The sequence below is a fragment of the Pseudomonas fluorescens genome (genome assembly GCF_030344995.1).
Classification (GTDB): Bacteria; Pseudomonadota; Gammaproteobacteria; order Pseudomonadales; family Pseudomonadaceae; genus Aquipseudomonas; species Aquipseudomonas fluorescens_BF.
Genome location: NZ_CP128260.1, coordinates 6,040,637 through 6,058,011, shown reverse-complemented (window position 1 = coordinate 6,058,011; position 17,375 = coordinate 6,040,637). Strand labels below are relative to the sequence as shown.

The following is a 17,375-nucleotide window of genomic DNA, read 5'->3' as shown; positions in this document are numbered from 1 at the left end:
ACAAATCGTCGCTGCCTACAGATTTTTCCTACGTGTAAGTGGCGATAAACCGACATCCGAAAATGCTCGAAACCTGCGCGGGGCAAGGCGCGGTTCGACGTTCGATGGACGTGTTGAATGGGCAAGACGCTCAAGGCCAGGTTTCGGATGAACGTCCATGCCTCGGCCACGACGGCGATTCGCGGTGCCATCTCTGCAGGTTCGGGCTTTTTTCGGGGTGTCTTTATATCACCCGCCGGTCGGCTGCCAACTAACCGATTGGTCGGGTTCCGTGTTGCCTTGTGTTCTTCTCTCGCACTGCCTGGAGCATTTGTGCCATGAGTTCTGCCTCGCTTATAAAGACCCCGCCCGAGAAGGTGACGGTCAACGGTTGGGTGTTCTACACCTCTACCGCGCTGATTCTGTTGTTGACCGCCATTCTGATCATCGCCCCGCAAGAGGCCGGCAGAATGCTGGGAGTGGCTCAGGCCTGGTTGTCCCGCAGCTTCGGCTGGTACTACATGGTGGTGATCGCCGCTTACCTCGTATTCGTGGTGGGCCTGGCGTTTTCCTCCTACGGCAAACTCAAACTGGGTAGCAAGGACGACACCCCGGATTTCAGCTACGGCGCCTGGGCCGGGATGCTGTTCTCGTCGGGTATCGGTATTTCGCTGCTGTACTTCGGCGCGTCCGAGCCGCTGGATCACTACTTCAATCCGCCGGAAGGCGCATCGGCCACCAACCTGGCGGCACGTCAGGCTGTTCAGCTGACCTTCCTGCACTGGGGCCTGCACGGCTGGGCGATCTACGCGCTGGTCGGTCTGGCCGTGGCCTATTTCGCTTACCGTCATAACCAGCCGCTGGCGCTGCGTTCGGCGCTGTATCCGCTGGTGGGCGAGCGTTGGGTCAAGGGCGCTGCCGGTCATGCGGTGGACGGCTTCGGCATGTTCGTGACCCTGCTGGGTCTGGTGACCAACCTGGGGATCGGCTCGCTGCAAGTGTCCTCGGGCCTGGAAAACCTGTTCGGCATGGAACACAGCAACACCAACCTGCTGATCGTGATCATCGTGATGAGCACCGTGGCGACCATCGCTGCCGTGTCCGGTGTGGAAAACGGCATCCGTCGTCTGTCCAACCTCAACATCATCCTGTTCAGCGGCCTGCTGATTTTCGTCCTGCTGTTCGGCCCGACCCTGCACCTGCTCAACGGCTTCGTGCAGAACATCGGCGACTACCTCAATGGCGTGGTCATGAAGACGTTCGACCTGTACGTCTATGAAGGCGACAGCGAGAAGTCCGACCGCTGGTTGGGTCTGTGGACTCTGTTCTACTGGGCGTGGTGGATTTCCTGGGCCCCATTCGTGGGCATGTTCATCGCGCGTATTTCCCGCGGTCGTACCGTGCGTGAACTGGTGGCCGGCGTGCTGTTGATTCCGCTGGGCTTCACCTTGGCGTGGCTGTCGATCTTCGGTAACTCGGCGCTGGAGCTGGTGATGAACCAGGGTGCGGTGGAACTCGGCAAGACGGCGCTGGAACAGCCGTCGATGGCGATCTATCAGTTGCTTGAACACTACCCGGCGTCGAAAGTCGTGATCGGTGTTTCGATCTTCGTCGGTTTCGTGCTGTTCCTGACCCCGGCCGACTCCGGCGCGGTGATGATGGCGAACCTGTCCTGCAAGGGCGGCAACGTCGACGAAGACGCCCCGCACTGGCTGCGGATCTTCTGGTCGGTCGTGATCACGCTGGTGACCATCGGCTTGCTGTTCGCCGGTAACTTCGAAGCCATGCAGACCATGGTGGTGCTGGCCGGTCTGCCGTTCTCGGTGGTGCTGGTGTGCTTCATGTTCGGGCTGCACAAGGCGATGCGTGAGGACATGCAGATCGAACAGGAGCAGGCGCAACTGGCTGAACGCGGTCGTCGTGGTTTCAGCGAGCGCCTGACCCAGCTGGATCTGCAACCGAGCCAGTCGGTGGTGCAGCGTTTCATGGACAAACACGTCAGCCCGGCGCTGGAAGATGCCGCTGCGCAAATGCGTGCACAGGGTCTGGAAGTGCAGACGCTGCTGGGCAAATCCAAGCGCTGCATGGGCGTGCGGGTCGAGATGGAAGAGGGCAACCCTTTTGTCTACGAAGTGAGCCTGGACGGCTACCTGGCGACCCCGAGCGAGTCGGTCCAGTCCGATGAAGCGCGCCAGCGTTTCTACCGCGCCGAGGTGTACCTGCACAACGGCAGCCAGGACTACGACCTGATGGGCTTCACACAGGATCAGATCACACGCGATGTGCTCGATCAGTTTGAAAGCCATCGGCAGCTCCTTGGCCGGGTCTATAGCTAAGATCAAAAGCCCCCTCACCCTAACCCTCTCCCGGGGGGAGAGGGGACTGATTGGGGGATGCTGCAGAAATCCGCCGACCTGAAAGAACGTTGTTGAATCCATAATCGACTCGATCTTTCAGGTCGATGTATAGCGAAAGACAACTCGGTAGGTTCCCTCTCCCTTTGGGAGAGGGCTAGGGTGAGGGAGCTTTTCCCTGACCCAATAAAAAAGGGATCGCTCACCGCGATCCCTTTTTTTCATCTCGCCTTACCCCAGGTTCTTCCCGAGCAGCGCGTGATACAGCTCGCTGTCCCCAAGAATCCCCACCACATGATTGTTGTCGTGCAGCACGAGTTTGTTGCCGGTCTGGTAACGGATCTGCAAGGCGTCGCGCATGCCGATGTTCGAGTCCACCAGCGTCGGCTTACGCTCCAGTCCTTCCACGGCTTGCCCCGGTGCCCAGTTCTGCAGGTTCAGCACCGAACCGTTCTGCCGTGCACCTTTGATGGTGTTGCCTTCGGCAAGGTCCAGCCACGAATCGCCACCCGGATCCAGGCACACCGAACCGTTGATGCGTTTGCAGTTGTCCAGGGTGCGCATCAGGCTGCGACCGCACAGCACGTTCAGCGGGTTGGTGTGGGCGACGAAGGTCCGAACATAGTCGTCTGCCGGGTTAAGCACGATTTCTTCCGGCACGCTGTACTGGATGATCCGGCCGTCTTTCATGATCGCGATGCGGCTGCCGAGTTTCAGCGCCTCGTCGAGGTCGTGGCTCACGAACACGATGGTCTTGCTCAGCTTGCGTTGCAGTTCCAGCAGTTCATCCTGCAGGCCCTGGCGGATCAGCGGGTCGAGGGCCGAGAACGGTTCGTCCATCAGCAGAATGTCGGCGTCCATCGCCAGTGCGCGGGCCAGGCCGACACGCTGCTGCATGCCGCCGGACAGCTCGTCGGGCTTCTTGTTGCGCCATTGGGTCAGGCCCACCAGTTCGAGTTTTTCATCGACCAGCTTGCGCCGTTCCTTCTCCGGACGACCCTGCATTTCCAGACCGAAACTGATGTTCTCGCGCACCGTCAGCCAGGGCATCAGGGCGAACTTCTGGAACACCATGGCGATGCGTTTGGTACGCATCATTTTCAGCTCGGCCGGGGAGCAGGAGGCGATGTCGATCTGCTTGCCTTCGTGTTCGACGAACAGCTTGCCGCGGCTCACGGTGTTGAGGCCGTTGATGCAGCGCAGCAGGCTCGACTTGCCGGAACCGGACAGGCCCATCAGCACACAGATCTCGCCTTTGTTGATGTCCAGGCTGGCCTTTTCAACGCCAACGATCTGCCCGGTCTTTTTCAGGATCTCGCTGCGGGTCAGGCCTTGATCGAGAAGTTTCAGGGCTTCGCGAGGATCCCTGGTGAAGATCACGTCAACGTTATCGAAGCGAATTATGCTCATGCGTCACCCCCTACTTTGGCGTCGGGTTGTTTGCAGATACGGTCGAGCATGATCGCCAGCAGTACGATCGCCAGGCCCGCTTCGAAGCCCAGGGCGATATCAGCAGTGTTCAGTGCGTTGACCACCGGTTTGCCGAGTCCGTCGGCGCCCACCAGTGCCGCGATCACCACCATCGACAGCGACAGCATGATGCACTGGGTGATGCCGGCCGCGATGCTCGGCATGGCGTGAGGCAGTTCGATCCGTGAAAGCAGTTGGCGACGCGAGCAGCCGAAGGCCTTGCCGGCGTCCATCAGTTCTTGCGGGACATCGCGGATGCCCAGGTAGGTCAGGCGGATCGGCGCGGCGATGGCGAACACCACCGTCGAGATCAGGCCCGGCACCACACCCAGCCCGAAGAGGGTCAGGGTAGGAATGAGGTAAACGAAGGTCGGTACGGTCTGCATCAGATCGAGTACCGGCCTCATCAAAGTGTAGAACATCGGTTTGTGCGCGGCGACGATGCCCAGCGGCACGCCGATGACCACGCAGACCAGGGTCGCGAACATGACCTGGGCGAGGGTTTCCATGGTTTCCTGCCAGTACCCCAGGTTGAGGATCAGCAGGAAGGACGCGACCACGAAAGCGGTCAGGCCCCATTTGCGTTGAATGAAGTGGGCCAGCAGGGCGATGAGGCCGATCAGCACCAGCGGGTTGAACCAGGTCAGCGCAAACGTCACGCCGTGGATCATCGTTTCCAGGGTCACGGCGATTGCGTCGAAGGTGTTGGCGCCGTGTTGCGTCAACCATTCAACGAAGCCCGCGATGTACTGGCCTAAAGGGATTTTCTGATCAATCAGCATGGTAGTGAACGTCCGCATGCAAGGAAATAAACAGCCCGGACGGGACTAGCCCGCCCGGCATAAGCGATTACTGGAGTTTGGCTTTCACGGCCTCCAGGCCTGGTTTACCGTCAATGGTGGTCACGCCAGCGAGCCAGGTATCGAGCACCTGTGGATTCTTTTTCAGCCAGGCCTTGGCGGCCGCGTCAGGCTTCATCTTGTCGTCCAGGATGTTGCCCATCAGTTCGCTTTCCATGTCGACGGTGAACTCCAGGTTTTTCAGCAGTTGGCCAACGTTGCTGCATTCCTCGGCGTAACCCTTGCGGGTGTTGGTCGCCACGGTGGCGGCGCCGAAATCCGGGCCGAAGAAATCGTCACCACCGGTCAGGTACTGAATCTTGAAGCGCTTGTTCATCGGGTGCGGCGCCCAGCCGAGGAACACCACGGCGGTGTCGCGTTTCTGCGCGCGGTCGACCTGCGACAGCATGCCTGCTTCGCTGGACTCGACGACCTTGAAGCCGGCGGTCTTGAGGCCGAAGGCATCCTTGTCGATCATGCTCTGGATCAGGCGGTTGCCGTCGTTGCCCGGCTCGATCCCGTAGATCTTGCCGTCGAGTTCTTTCTTGAATTTGGCGATGTCGGCGAAGTCATGCAGACCCTTGTCATACAAGGCTTGCGGAACGGCGAGGGTGTACTTGGCGCCCTTGAGGTTGGTGCGCACGGTTTCCACGGTGCCGGCGTCGCGGTAGGCCTTGATGTCGTTTTCCATGGTCGGCATCCAGTTGCCGAGGAACACGTCCATGTTCTTGCCGTCGGCCAGCGACTTGTAGGTCACGGGTACGGAGATCATGGTGGTCTTGGTCTTGTAGCCGAGGGCGTTGAGCACGACGGAGGTGGTGGCGGTTGTTGCGGTGATGTCGGTCCAGCCGACATCGGAGAAGTTCACGGTACTGCACTGCGCCGGTTCTGCGGCTTGAGCCAGTAACGGCAGACTCAGCATGGCGGCCAACAACAACGACGGGGAACCTTTCATGAATGGACTCCTTGGTGTTTTTTTTGGCAGTGTTCCGATTGGACCACCGCACTTATGGGTTGCGGTTGGATGGCGTTCTGGAGACAGCTCTACCGCAGCGCCTTGCAATCGAGTCGATACGATCATGTACCAGTGAAAATCTGACGCCTACAGGGTGCGTCGTATCCAGTACAGGGATGGTCGCATCCAGTGTCAGTGACGTCGTTTACAGCTTTTTTCTGCCCTGTCTGGCCATCTGAACCGCATAAAAACGGCGAAAACACGGGCTGAAACCGGCACGGCGTTAGTGGGCATGAGTGCGTCGGTGTCAGACGCCGAGCGACCCGGGAAAAGCCCGATGATGCGGGCATTCCGGCGGATCGCAGCTTGAGCGTAGCAGCTCCGCCAGCGGGCGCTTCACGCCCCGGACCGGCACTCTCAGGAGCTCTGCAGCAATGGCTATCAGCGTTTTCGACCTGTTCAAAATCGGCATTGGCCCTTCCAGTTCCCACACCGTCGGGCCCATGCGCGCCGCCGCCCTTTTCGTCGAGTCGTTGCGCGACAAGCATCTACTGGAGCAGGTGCGTCGCATCGAGGTGCAGTTGTTCGGTTCACTGTCGGCCACCGGTGTCGGTCACGGCAGCGACAACGCAGTGATCATGGGCCTGATGGGCGAGTGGCCGGACGCGATCGACCCGTCGCAGATCGGCCCGCGGATCCAGGCCCTGCGCGAAACCCACACGCTGTTGCTCGACGGTCGTTTGTCGGTGCCCTTTATATGGGGCCGCGACATGCGCCTGATCGACGAGAACCTGCCGTTCCATCCCAACGCCATGACCCTGGTTGCCGAAGGCGATCACGGCGAGCTGCATCGCGACACCTACTATTCGGTCGGCGGCGGGTTTGTGGTGGACGAGGCGCAGGCTTCCAGCGGCGTGGTCGATCTGGATCGCACTGAATTGCCGTATGACTTCTCCAGCGCTGTCGAACTGCTGGAGCTCTGCAAGCAGAACAACCTGCGCGTGGCCGAACTGATGATGGCCAACGAGAAGGTCTGGCGCAGCGAAGAAGAAATCCGCGCCGGCCTGATGAAACTCTGGCGGGCGATGCAGGATTGCGTCGAGCAGGGCCTCAAGCACGAAGGCATCCTGCCCGGCGGCCTCAACGTGCGCCGCCGCGCGGCGAAGTTGCATCGCAGCCTTCAGGAACTGAACAAGCCCAACGTGATCGGCTCGACCCTCAGCGCCATGGAGTGGGTCAACCTGTTCGCCCTCGCGGTAAACGAGGAAAACGCCGCTGGTGGGCGCATGGTCACGGCGCCCACCAACGGCGCGGCGGGGATCATTCCGGCGGTGCTGCATTACTTCATGAAATTCAGCGAGGCGGTGACTGACGCCAACGTGGTCGATTATTTCCTCGGGGCGGCGGCGGTGGGGATTCTGTGCAAGAAGAACGCTTCGATCTCCGGCGCTGAAGTCGGCTGTCAGGGTGAAGTCGGTTCGGCTTGTGCGATGGCGGCGGCAGGGCTGGCGGAAATCCTCGGCGCGAGTCCTGAGCAGTTGTGCAACGCGGCGGAAATCGGTCTGGAACACAACCTCGGCCTGACCTGCGATCCGGTGGGTGGTCTGGTGCAAGTGCCGTGCATCGAGCGCAATGCGATTGCGGCGGTGAAGGCGATCAACGCGGCGCAGATGGCCTTGCGTGGGGATGGTCAGCACTTCATCTCGCTGGACCGGGTGATCCGCACCATGCGCGATACCGGCGCCGACATGCATGACAAATATAAAGAGACTTCACGGGGCGGGTTGGCGGTCAGTGCGGTTGAATGTTGAGTCAGTAAATCCGACGAAGGGGCCAGACCAGTCAAAACTGCGCACCAAGTGAGCATCGGCAATAAAACGCGCCACCTTTTGGCGCGTCGCTATCAGATAAGAGTCTTTCCCACCTCCAGCGCCTGATTCACAGGCGCTACCGTCCGTCACCCGTGCCTGCGGTGACACTGTAGGACAATCGCGCGCAGGCCAGTTCCCACAAGTGCTACCGATTTGCTCACACGCTTCGGAGCAGGGCATTCGCGGCCGCTGATGGCACTTCGAATTACCTTTCGTCGGAGCGCTTGTATAGACGCCTCGCGACGTCGTTTTCAGGAGTTATTGAACAGCCATTCAAATTTAGGCATGGCAATTGCTCTGTCATAACAAAGCCCGTCTCACGCAAGAGAACGATGGCAATAACAAGAGCCTCCGCCTGAGGCCATCACCCGCTTTGTGTGAGGAGATACCGCGATGACGTCGTTCAACTCCGGGGCTCAACCCCAGAACCGTGCGCCTCAATCCATCGGCTTTCTGCTGCTGGACAATTTCACGCTGATTTCCCTGGCTTCCGCAGTCGAACCGCTGCGCATGGCCAACCAGTTGTCCGGTCGCGAGCTGTATCGCTGGACCACCCTCACTGTCGATGGCGGCCAGGTCTGGGCCAGTGACGGTCTGCAGATCACTCCCGACGCCTCCATGCACAAAGCCCCGGCCCTCGACACCATCATCGTGTGCGGCGGGATCGGCATTCAACGCACCGTTACCCGTGAACATGTCTCGTGGCTGCAAAGCCAGGCGCGTCAGTCGCGCCGCCTTGGCGCCGTGTGCACCGGCAGCTGGGCCCTGGCCTGCGCCGGCCTGCTCGACGGTTTCGATTGCAGCGTGCACTGGGAATGTCTGGCGGCGATGCAGGAAGCTTTCCCGCGCGTGGCGATGAGCACCCGTCTTTTCACCCTCGACCGCAACCGTTTCACCAGCTCCGGCGGCACCGCGCCGCTGGACATGATGCTGCACCTGATCAGCCGCGATCACGGCCGTGAACTGTCCGCCGCGATCTCGGAAATGTTCGTCTACGAACGCATCCGCAACGAGCAGGATCACCAGCGCGTGCCTCTCAAACACATGCTCGGCACCAACCAGCCGAAACTGCAGGAAATCGTCGCGCTGATGGAAGCCAATCTGGAAGAGCCGATCGACCTCGACGAACTGGCGGTTTACGTCGCGGTGTCCCGTCGCCAGCTCGAGCGCCTGTTCCAGAAATACCTGCACTGCTCGCCGTCGCGCTACTACCTCAAACTGCGCCTGATCCGTGCCCGGCAATTGCTGAAGCAGACGCCGATGTCGATCATCGAAGTGGCGTCGGTCTGCGGGTTCGTCTCGACGCCGCACTTCTCCAAGTGCTACCGCGAATACTTCGGCATTCCGCCGCGTGACGAGCGTGTTGGCTCCAACACCACCCAGCAGGTAGCGATGATGCCGCTTCCGCAAGCCATCGTGATGTCGCCGCTGTCCGGGCCGATGTCGGCGCTGAGCCAGGCACGCAACGAGTCGACGTTCGCCAGCGTGCGCCTCTAAAACGAAAGATCGCAGCCTGCGACAGCGCCTTCAGGAAAGGCACTGTCGCAGGCTGCGATCTTTTTTTGGTCAGATGTCAGGCGCGGGTTTGCTGGTACTGCGCCAGTGCCGGCAGCAACTGCTTGTCGATGGCTTCGCGCACGGTCGGCTGAATACTCGCGCTGCTGGTGTACATCTGCTTGACCATGGTGCGCAGCGTGTTGGCCCGCACATCGTCCAGCCCCCGCACCGCGCACTCACAGGCCTGCTGGGCATTGGAGCCCGACGGTACTTCGAATCCCAACGACTTGAGTTGGCCCAACAGGTCTTCCTGATCGATCAAATCGGCATACATCATGACGCGAATCCTTCTTCGGCAACGGAGGTCGTGGTTCGATTCTGGTAGGCCTGCCCAGGCACGGCAAGGGCGATTTGTCGCAGTGTCCACATTGGCTATGAGCATGTCGTTTTCGGCTAACTTGCCGGCCAGGGGAGTGGGCACACTGGACTCAGCTCGCTTCACGAAGGTTTGGTCACCCTCGCCACGGCAGCTCCTCAACAGTACCCTCGCCCCGATCCTGTCACGGCTTGTATCGGGGCTTTTTTTGCCTGTGAATCCGGGATAGGTGTGTTGCTGGATCTGACGCTTTCGTCGGAACGCCGCCCGGAGCAAGCCCGCTCCCACAGGTGACCGCGTTCATTCATGGGAACGCGGTGAAATGTGGGAGCGGGCTTGCTCGCGAAGAACGATGACGCGGTCTAGCGCTGCAACACCAGAATCCGCGACAGCAATTCATCCCGGTCGATGTAGCAGCCCTGGAAATGTCGGGCCCCGGTGGTCGGGGCGAACGCATTGCGCGCGTGCAGGGTGCGGCGGTTGTCGAAGCACCAAAGCTCGCCCGGATTGAGCCGCTGCATGACCCGGAATCGTGGTTCGCGGGTCATGGCGATGAAGCGCCGGTAAGCGCGATACAGCAGCGGCATTTGCTCCACTGACGTGTCGAACGCGCCGCGCAGAAAGTTGGCCATGCGGATTTCCGCGACCCGGCCCAAGGCATCCAGGGCAAAAATCGGCGCCAGGCAGCGATAGTCGCTGTGGCGGTCCTTGTTGCGAAACTCCACCGGGATCTCGCACAGCGCCTGAAACGACGCGGGATCTTCCTGACGCAGCGCTTCGGCAATCGCAAAACCGTCGACGAAAATGCTCTCGCCACCCTCGGCATCGTTCACCAGACAATGCAGAAATTGCAGCCCCGGTTGCAGCTCGCGGGTCGGCAGGTCCGTGTGCAATGGCAGGTTGAAAGCGGTGTAGGCATTGCTGTCGGCATCGGCCTTGGATTGCACGTTGAACAGCACGCCGAAATTGCTCTCGCGGATGAACGAAATGCGCTGGGCGATCAGCTTCAGCGAACCGGGTTCGGTGGGTACGCCGCGCACTTGGGTCAAGCCGATGTCGCGTACCGCCAGCAACCATTGCAGCAGCGCGGCGTTGTCGTTCATCAGCGCTGCATAGTCGAACACCGGCAACTGCAAATCGCTGTGCCACAGGAAGGGTTTCGGCTTGGCGGCGAGGCGTTCGGTGCGGGATTCGTCGTCGTAGGCGTGGGCCCGCAGCCAGCCTGCATCGAAGCGGCTGAGGTGGCCGTCCTGCCAGTCGATGCGCAGGCAGCCATCGGTGTCGATATGCGCGGCGGAGGGCGAAAGATCATGCGCTGCATCGACGATCTCGAACACCTGCTCGCGGGTGACGCTGTAGACGCAGTGCGGACACGGACAGTTGTCGCGCAGCCACACGTGGTGGAACGGGCTGACGCGCCCGTCGGCCCATTCAATCAGGACGCGGTCCGCCAGGGTCTGCACGCCGTTCAGCGCGCTGATCAACGGATAAGTACGGAAATCGGCAACTGCGGCGGCGGTGTGCATGGCGGCTCCTTGCGATGGATGGATTTACCGGGCTGAGGGCAGGGCGATGACCCGGCCGATGTAAGCAGGCGCGGGCAGATCGGCCTGCTCGGCGACGATGGCTTGCAGGCGACCCAGGGTGTCCGGAGTGAACGGTGCGGAGCTTGGCCCGGCGAGGTCGACGTGCAACAGCATCTGTTCGTTGCCGGCCAGTTCCTTGTCACCGCCGGCCAGGTGCAGGCTGTGATAGAGGTGCAGGCGTTTCTGGTCGTGGCCGATGATCTGCGTGCGCACTTCGACTTCGGCGTCGAGCTTCACTTCGTGCAGATAGTTGAGGTGCAGTTCGAGGGTGAACAGCGAGTGGCCGCTGGCTTCGCGGTTGTTGCTGTCCATGCCGAGGCGATCCATCAGGGCGTCGGTGGCGTAGCTGAAGATCAGCAGGTAGAAAGCGTCGCGCAGGTGGCCGTTGTAGTCGACCCAGTCGGGGATGATGCGGGTTTGGTAGGTTGTGAGGGTGGGCATGATGTTTGTTCCGGCAGTTGAATGGTCATCAAGATCAAAAGCCACCCCTCACCCCAGCCCTCTCCCCAAGGGGGAGAGGGGAAAGGGAGCAGATCGGGGGCTTTTCAAAGCCTGTGTTCGGCTCGGTGCCGCAGGTCGGCGTAACTCGAAAGAACAACTCGGTCAGTCCCCTCTCCCACTGGGAGAGGGTTAGGGTGAGGGCAGCGGTCTCAAGCCAGACACATCACTCGCTGAAACTCATCCCGTGCTTCTCTTTGGTGGTCTTCACCGCCTCAAGCACCGCCAGCAAGCAATCATCACGATAGCGCTCCAGCGCCGAAATACTGTGCCGGCCCAGTTGATCGCTGGTGCCATCCACCACATCGTCGATCAACTTGTCGGTCAGTTCCGGTGCCGGCAGGTATGTCCATGGCAACTGCAACGCCGGGCCGAACTGCGACATGAAGTGGCGCATGCCGGCATCGCCACCGGCCAGGGTATAAGTCAGGAACGTACCCATGAACGACCAGCGCAGACCAGCGCCAAAGCGGATCGCATCGTCGATTTCACCGGTGGTCGCCACGCCGTCGTTGACCAGGTGCAACGCCTCGCGCCACAGCGCTTCAAGCAGGCGGTCGGCGATGAAGCCCGGCACTTCCTTGCGTACATGCAGCGGGCGCATGCCGAGGGATTCGTAGACTTTCATCGCGGCCTGCACGGCCTCCGGTGCGGTGTTCTTGCCGCCGACCACTTCGACCAATGGCAGCAGGTAAACCGGGTTGAACGGGTGACCGACCACGCAGCGCTCCGGGTGGGTCGAGCTCTCGTAGAACTCGCTCGGCAACAGGCCCGAGGTACTGGAGCCGATCAAGGCATTCGGCTTGGCCGCTGCGCTGATCTTGCTGTGCAGCTCCAGTTTCAGTTCGAGGCGTTCCGGGGCGCTTTCCTGGATGAAATCCGCATCGCGCACGCACTCTTCGATGGTCGCCACAAAGCGCAGGCGATCCTGCGAAGCGCCCGGCGCCAGACCGTTTTTCTCCAGTGCGCCCCAGGCGTTGGCCACGCGTTTGCGCAGCGCCGCTTCGGCACCCGGCGCCGGGTCCCAGGCCACCACGTCGAGGCCGTGGGCGAGGGCGCGGGCGACCCAGCCGCTGCCGATGACGCCGCTGCCCAGTGCTGCGAAGGTTTTGATTTCGGTGATAAAGCTCATGGTCACTTCCTGGAATGAGGCAAAAAAACGGTGGGAGTCAGTTGCCCTCCCACCGGGGGAAAGGGTGATTTCATCCGCGCTGGGTCAGGCCCATCTTCTTGCGACCTTCAGCCGGGGTCAGCACACGGGCGCCGAGGCGGCTGAGGATTTCGGTGGCGCGTTCGACCAGTTGGCCGTTGGTCGCCAGCACGCCTTTGTCCAGCCACAGGTTGTCTTCCAGACCAACCCGCACGTTGCCGCCGAGCAGTACCGCTTGCGCGGCCATCGGCATCTGCATCCGGCCGATGCCGAACCCGGCCCACACCGCGTCGGCTGGCAGGTTGTCGACCATGGCTTTCATGGTGGTGGTGTCGGCCGGCGCGCCCCACGGGATGCCCAGGCACAGCTGGAACAGCGGGTTGTCGAGCAGGCCTTCCTTGATCATCTGTTTGGCGAACCACAGGTGACCGGTGTCGAAAATCTCAAGCTCCGCCTTCACGCCCAGCTCGGTGATGCGTTTGGCGCCGGCGCGCAGCTGGGCCGGGGTGGAGACATAAATGGTGTCGCCGTCGCCGAAGTTCAGGGTGCCGCAATCCAGGGTGCAGATTTCCGGCAGCAGTTCTTCGACGTGGGCCAGGCGGGTCAGCGGGCCGACCAGATCGGTGTTCGGGCCGAACTCCATCGGGTTCTCGCCCGAGCCGATTTCCAGGTCGCCGCCCATGCCGGCAGTGAGGTTGACGATGATGTCGACGTCGGCTTCGCGGATGCGCTCCATGACTTCGCGGTACAGCGCCACATCGCGGCTGAACTTGCCGGTCTGCGGGTCGCGGACATGGCAGTGCACGACCGTGGCGCCGGCCTTGGCCGCTTCCACTGCGGCGGCGGCGATTTGCTTTGGAGTGACCGGCACGTGAGGGCTCTTGGCGGTCGTGTCGCCAGCACCGGTGAGTGCGCAGGTGATGATGACGTCGTGATTCATGGTGCGTTTTCCTTCAGGCGTGATGGGTCTGTTCGCAGCCCGTGGCGGGCTGCGAAACGTCGGTCAGTTCCCTCTCCCTCCGGGAGAGGGTTAGGGTGAGGGGCTTTTCAATTGAGGTTTATTTGCTGGTGAGCTGGAGGTTTTCAGCCGCCGGTTTGCCATCGAAAGTGGTGACGCCTTCGAGCCAGCGCTGTTTGTCCTGTGGGTGATCCTTGAGCCATTGCTTGGCCGATTCGAAAGCGTCTTTGTGATCGAGCAGCGGCTGCATCATCCGGCTCTCGTCTTCGGCGGTGAACGTCAGGTTGCTCAGCAGGCGGCTGACGTTCGGGCATTGTTCGGCGTATTTCGGCGCGGTGACGGTCCACACGGTGGCCATGCCTTCGTTCGGGCCGAGGGCGTCATCGCTGCCGGTCAGATAGGTCATCTGCACGTTGACGTTCATCGGGTGCGGCGCCCAGCCGAAGAACACCACGGCTTCCTTGCGGCGCACCGCGCGATCGACGGCGGCGAGCATGCCGGCCTCGCTCGATTCCACGAGCTGGAACTTGCCGAGGCCGAACTGGTTCTTGGCAATCATCGCCTTGATCTGGGTGTTGGCACCCGAGCCTGGCTCGATGCCGTAGATCTTGCCACCCAGCTCTTTCTCGAACCTGGCGATGTCGGCGAAGGTTTTCAGGCCCTTGTCCGCCAGATAAGTCGGCACGGCGAGGGTGGCGCGGGCGTCCTTGAGGCTTGGCGCTTCCAGCACCTTGACCTGATTGGCGTCGACGAACGGGGTGATGGTCTGGGTCATCAGCGGGTTCCAGTAGCCGAGGAACAGATCCAGACGCTGGTCGCGGATGCCGGCGAAAACGATTTGCTGAGAGGCGCTGGTCTGTTTGGTGCTGTAGCCGAGGCCGTCGAGCAGCACCTGAGCCATGGCGCTGGTGGCGATCACGTCGGTCCAGTTCACCACGCCCATGCGCACGTTCTGACACGATGCGGAATCGGCTGCCATGACGCTGGCGCTTAAAAACGCGGTACCGCTGAGTGCGAGAACACAGCTGCTGATCAGTCGTTTCATGTCGGGTTCCTCGGCAGGTCGTTATTGTGGGTTCCGACATCTTTCGTGTCGGTGATGCCAAGTTACGCAGCAACGTCCCCGTAAAAACGCACTGCGGCGACCAGCTCTTGCACTGCAGCGACCTGTGCTCTTGAATGCCGCCGACAACTGGCGTATCAACGTTGCACGCTACCCGCTGACCGAGTGCGCACCATGTCCCAGGATTTCTACTTTCTGTTGATGCCGGGTTTTTCCGCCATCGGTTTCATCTCTGCGATCGAACCGCTGCGGGTGGCCAACCGCTTTCGCGGCGAGCTGTACCGATGGCACGTCTTGAGTGCCGATGGCGGGGCGGTGCTGGCGAGCAACGGGATGTCGGTCAACGCTGATGCGGCGCTGGAGCCGCTGAAGAAAGGGGCGACGTTGCTGGTGGTCGCCGGGTTCGAGCCACTGAAATTCGCCACCCCGGCGCTGGAGCACTGGCTACGACGGCTGGACAACGAAGGCGTGACCCTCGGCGCCATCGACACCGGCAGCTTTGTCCTCGCCGAAGCGGGCCTGCTCGAGGGGCATCGCCTGACCCTGCACTGGGAAGCCATCGACGCCTTCAAGGAATCTTATCCACAGCTCAGCGTCACCCAGGAGCTGTTCGAGATCGACCGTCGGCGCATCACGTCCGCCGGCGGCACCGCGTCCATCGACCTGATGCTCGACCTGATCGCCCAGGCCCACGGCCCGCAACTGGCGATCCAGGTCAGCGAGCAATTCGTATTGGGGCGGATTCGTCCGCGCAAGGACCACCAGCGCATGGAAGTCGCCACGCGTTACGGCATCAGCAACAAGAAACTGGTGCATGTGATTGGCGAGATGGAGCAGCACAGCGAACCGCCGCTGAGCACGCTGGAACTGGCGGAATCGATCAAGGTGACGCGGCGGCAACTGGAGCGGTTGTTCCGGCTGCATCTGAACGACACGCCGAGCAATTTCTATCTGCGCTTGCGGCTGGAAAAGGCCCGGCACCTGTTGCGCCAGACCGACATGAGCGTGCTGGAAGTCAGCATCGCCTGCGGGTTTGAATCACCGTCGTATTTCACCCGCAGCTATCGGGCGAAATTTGCCCGGTGTCCACGGGAGGACCGGCGACGGGAGGCCGTTTGACGGGCGATTATAGTTAATTATACTTTTAGGTATAAATTACAGTCGTTTGAATAATTGAGTGTAAAACCATGTCCCGAAACAACGGCTTCGTCTTCCGCCGCCCCGCTCTGGCCCGCAGCGTTGCCGATGGTCTGGTGGGTGCAGGTCTGCAGGATTTCACCTCCGGCCTTTTTCTGGCAGCGCCGCGTCGCACCGGCAAAAGTACCTTTCTGCGCGAGGATCTGATCCCGGAATGCCAGGCCCGAGGCTGGCTGACGGTCTACGTCGACCTGTGGGCCGACAAGGAAAAAGACCCCGCTGACCTGATCGCCAGTGCCATTGCAGGCGCGTTGGTCCCCTTTGAACGGGGCATCCGCAAACTGGCGAAGAATATCGGCATCGAGAAACTCAGCTTCCTGCGCACCTTGTCCTGGGATTTCACCAAGCCGCAACTGCCGGCGGGCGCGACCCTGACGCAAGCGCTGGAACTGCTCCACAGTGCCGCCGAAAAATCCGTAGTGCTGGTGATCGATGAGGCTCAGCACGCGCTCACCACCGCCGCGGGCATCAACGCGATGTTTGCCCTTAAGGCAGCGCGGGATCAGCTCAACCAGGGGCGTGAAGGCGAGGGAAGCGGTTTGCATCTGGTGTTCACCGGTTCCAATCGCGACAAACTCGCCCATCTGGTGCTGGGCAAGAGCCAACCGTTTTTCGGCTCAAGCATTACGCCCTTTCCGTTGCTGGGAAAAGAGTTCACCCAGGCGTACACCTTGCACCTCAACGCCCATCTGGCCGAGACCAACCAGTTCAGTGCGGCCGATATCGATGAGGCCTTCGAATTGGTAGGTCGTCGCCCGGAAATGTTGCGCACCATCATCGGCGAAGTCGCGCTGGAGCTGGGTGAGGCCAGCAATCTGGGGCAGCTGCTGCAAAGCCGTGCCGAATTGTTGCGCGCAGGCGTGTGGACCGAGTTCGAGAGCGCCTGGAACGCGCTGACCATCCCTCAGCGCGCCGTGCTGGAAGTGATGGTGGAGCGCTCACAGAACAACGAGCCTTTTGCACCGTTCACCGACAGCACGCTTATCGCGGTCAGCAAGGCACTGGAAAACCTGGGCAGCGACGTGGTGCCGGGCACCCAGACCATTCAGGCCTGCATCGATGCCCTGCGCGAAAAGGAGCTGGTGTGGAAGTCGAGCCGTGGTGGCTATGCGCTGGAAGACAAGTCCTTCGGCGACTGGCTGAGCGCACGTAAAGCGCGCTAGTTACTTCTTCACCAATGCCGAGCACGCAGCCTTGTAGGCTTCATGCTGATACTTGTTCAGCGTGCCCGGCAGCTCGAAATTGTGCTTCTTGGCCTGGGCATTGATCGTCTGCGGCGACAGCAGCGTCACCTCGCAACCGTCCAGCAACTGAAACACGCCCTCGATCTTGAATGTGGTCGGCCCACCGGCAAACTCGCCCTTCTTGCTGCGCTTCTTGATCGCGATGCGATCGATGGAGTTCTCGCGCACGAACGACGCCACCTGAGCCGCGAACAGTTTGACGTTGGCCGCCTCGTCGTCATCGTCCAGCGCGATTTTCTTGGTGCTCAGAGCGACATGGCTCAACACCGAACCGTCGAGGGACGCCACGGCGATGATCGCTTCACTGCCTTTGATTTCGATACCGCAGATGTTCATGT

The 17,375-nt window shown here is 61.2% G+C and carries 15 protein-coding genes; 5 read left to right on the top strand and 10 right to left on the bottom strand.

All coding sequences use genetic code 11. The features are described from left to right. The first annotated feature begins 317 nt into the window (after nt 1–317). Nucleotides 318–2,315, top strand: coding sequence for a choline BCCT transporter BetT (gene betT / locus QR290_RS27280; protein ID WP_289203962.1), 1,998 nt, complete (start codon nt 318–320; stop codon nt 2,313–2,315). Between the two features lie 249 nt (nt 2,316–2,564). On the opposite strand, the gene choV is transcribed toward betT, so the two are convergent. The 3 genes from choV to QR290_RS27265 form a co-directional block, all read right to left on the bottom strand. Further along, entirely contained in the window at nt 2,565–3,743 is a 1,179-nt protein-coding gene (gene choV / locus QR290_RS27275) for a choline ABC transporter ATP-binding protein (RefSeq protein WP_115079460.1), read from the bottom strand. Beyond that, complete coding sequence (choW, locus tag QR290_RS27270; protein ID WP_007959749.1) at nt 3,740–4,585, bottom strand: choline ABC transporter permease subunit; 846 nt, start codon at nt 4,583–4,585, stop codon at nt 3,740–3,742. Before choW ends, choV begins: the two co-directional genes overlap by 4 nt. A gap of 67 nt (nt 4,586–4,652) precedes the next feature. Next, complete coding sequence (locus QR290_RS27265) at nt 4,653–5,597, bottom strand: choline ABC transporter substrate-binding protein (protein ID WP_007918300.1); 945 nt, start codon at nt 5,595–5,597, stop codon at nt 4,653–4,655. Nucleotides 5,598–6,031: 434 nt separating this feature from the next. On the opposite strand from QR290_RS27265, the gene QR290_RS27260 reads away from it, so the two are divergent. Then, the gene (locus QR290_RS27260; protein WP_289203961.1) at nt 6,032–7,408 is read left to right on the top strand and encodes an L-serine ammonia-lyase; all 1,377 of its coding nucleotides are present in this window, start codon (nt 6,032–6,034) and stop codon (nt 7,406–7,408) included. Nucleotides 7,409–7,861: 453 nt separating this feature from the next. Beyond that, complete coding sequence (locus QR290_RS27255; RefSeq protein WP_007959756.1) at nt 7,862–8,965, top strand: GlxA family transcriptional regulator; 1,104 nt, start codon at nt 7,862–7,864, stop codon at nt 8,963–8,965. Between the two features lie 76 nt (nt 8,966–9,041). On the opposite strand, the gene QR290_RS27250 is transcribed toward QR290_RS27255, so the two are convergent. From QR290_RS27250 to choX, 6 genes are all read right to left on the bottom strand, one after another. Continuing rightward, nucleotides 9,042–9,302, bottom strand: a complete 261-nt coding sequence (locus QR290_RS27250) for a hypothetical protein (RefSeq protein WP_115079459.1) — start codon at nt 9,300–9,302, stop codon at nt 9,042–9,044. A 401-nt stretch (nt 9,303–9,703) separates the two neighbouring features. Continuing rightward, complete coding sequence (locus tag QR290_RS27245; RefSeq protein ID WP_289203960.1) at nt 9,704–10,867, bottom strand: gamma-butyrobetaine dioxygenase; 1,164 nt, start codon at nt 10,865–10,867, stop codon at nt 9,704–9,706. A 24-nt stretch (nt 10,868–10,891) separates the two neighbouring features. Further along, on the bottom strand, nt 10,892–11,368 hold the full coding sequence (locus QR290_RS27240; RefSeq protein ID WP_289203959.1) for a thioesterase family protein: 477 nt from the start codon (nt 11,366–11,368) through the stop codon (nt 10,892–10,894). A gap of 223 nt (nt 11,369–11,591) precedes the next feature. Then, nucleotides 11,592–12,557 (bottom strand): L-carnitine dehydrogenase, encoded by a 966-nt coding sequence (locus tag QR290_RS27235; RefSeq protein ID WP_007959763.1) that lies wholly within the window; start codon nt 12,555–12,557, stop codon nt 11,592–11,594. A 70-nt stretch (nt 12,558–12,627) separates the two neighbouring features. Next, nucleotides 12,628–13,515 carry a 3-keto-5-aminohexanoate cleavage protein gene (locus QR290_RS27230; protein ID WP_289203958.1) on the bottom strand — a complete coding sequence of 296 codons (888 nt, stop codon included), beginning with the start codon at nt 13,513–13,515 and terminating at the stop codon, nt 12,628–12,630. Between the two features lie 118 nt (nt 13,516–13,633). Continuing rightward, a complete protein-coding gene (choX, locus tag QR290_RS27225) occupies nt 13,634–14,578 on the bottom strand; it encodes a choline ABC transporter substrate-binding protein (RefSeq protein WP_115079455.1) in 945 nt (314 codons plus the stop codon). Between the two features lie 192 nt (nt 14,579–14,770). On the opposite strand from choX, the gene QR290_RS27220 reads away from it, so the two are divergent. Beyond that, a complete protein-coding gene (locus tag QR290_RS27220; protein WP_115079454.1) occupies nt 14,771–15,715 on the top strand; it encodes a GlxA family transcriptional regulator in 945 nt (314 codons plus the stop codon). Nucleotides 15,716–15,783: 68 nt separating this feature from the next. Further along, on the top strand, nt 15,784–16,956 hold the full coding sequence (locus QR290_RS27215) for a hypothetical protein (RefSeq protein ID WP_289203957.1): 1,173 nt from the start codon (nt 15,784–15,786) through the stop codon (nt 16,954–16,956). On the opposite strand, the gene QR290_RS27210 is transcribed toward QR290_RS27215, so the two are convergent. Next, a complete protein-coding gene (locus tag QR290_RS27210; protein ID WP_102685736.1) occupies nt 16,957–17,373 on the bottom strand; it encodes a DUF3010 family protein in 417 nt (138 codons plus the stop codon). It abuts the gene before it with no gap. Between the last annotated feature and the right edge of the window lie 2 nt (nt 17,374–17,375).

Excerpts from the sequence above, each read along its gene's own strand:
- QR290_RS27240 (WP_289203959.1), bottom strand. The coding sequence starts at position 11,368 with ATGCCCACCCTCACAACCTACCAAACCCGCATCATCCCCGACTGGGTC.
- QR290_RS27265 (WP_007918300.1), bottom strand. The coding sequence starts at position 5,597 with ATGAAAGGTTCCCCGTCGTTGTTGTTGGCCGCCATGCTGAGTCTGCCG.
- QR290_RS27210 (WP_102685736.1), bottom strand. The coding sequence starts at position 17,373 with ATGAACATCTGCGGTATCGAAATCAAAGGCAGTGAAGCGATCATCGCC.
- QR290_RS27235 (WP_007959763.1), bottom strand. The coding sequence starts at position 12,557 with ATGAGCTTTATCACCGAAATCAAAACCTTCGCAGCACTGGGCAGCGGC.
- choW (WP_007959749.1), bottom strand. The coding sequence starts at position 4,585 with ATGCTGATTGATCAGAAAATCCCTTTAGGCCAGTACATCGCGGGCTTC.
- choX (WP_115079455.1), bottom strand. The coding sequence starts at position 14,578 with ATGAAACGACTGATCAGCAGCTGTGTTCTCGCACTCAGCGGTACCGCG.
- QR290_RS27230 (WP_289203958.1), bottom strand. The coding sequence starts at position 13,515 with ATGAATCACGACGTCATCATCACCTGCGCACTCACCGGTGCTGGCGAC.
- QR290_RS27255 (WP_007959756.1), top strand. The coding sequence starts at position 7,862 with ATGACGTCGTTCAACTCCGGGGCTCAACCCCAGAACCGTGCGCCTCAA.
- QR290_RS27220 (WP_115079454.1), top strand. The coding sequence starts at position 14,771 with ATGTCCCAGGATTTCTACTTTCTGTTGATGCCGGGTTTTTCCGCCATC.
- QR290_RS27250 (WP_115079459.1), bottom strand. The coding sequence starts at position 9,302 with ATGATGTATGCCGATTTGATCGATCAGGAAGACCTGTTGGGCCAACTC.
- choV (WP_115079460.1), bottom strand. The coding sequence starts at position 3,743 with ATGAGCATAATTCGCTTCGATAACGTTGACGTGATCTTCACCAGGGAT.
- QR290_RS27260 (WP_289203961.1), top strand. The coding sequence starts at position 6,032 with ATGGCTATCAGCGTTTTCGACCTGTTCAAAATCGGCATTGGCCCTTCC.
- QR290_RS27215 (WP_289203957.1), top strand. The coding sequence starts at position 15,784 with ATGTCCCGAAACAACGGCTTCGTCTTCCGCCGCCCCGCTCTGGCCCGC.
- QR290_RS27245 (WP_289203960.1), bottom strand. The coding sequence starts at position 10,867 with ATGCACACCGCCGCCGCAGTTGCCGATTTCCGTACTTATCCGTTGATC.
- betT (WP_289203962.1), top strand. The coding sequence starts at position 318 with ATGAGTTCTGCCTCGCTTATAAAGACCCCGCCCGAGAAGGTGACGGTC.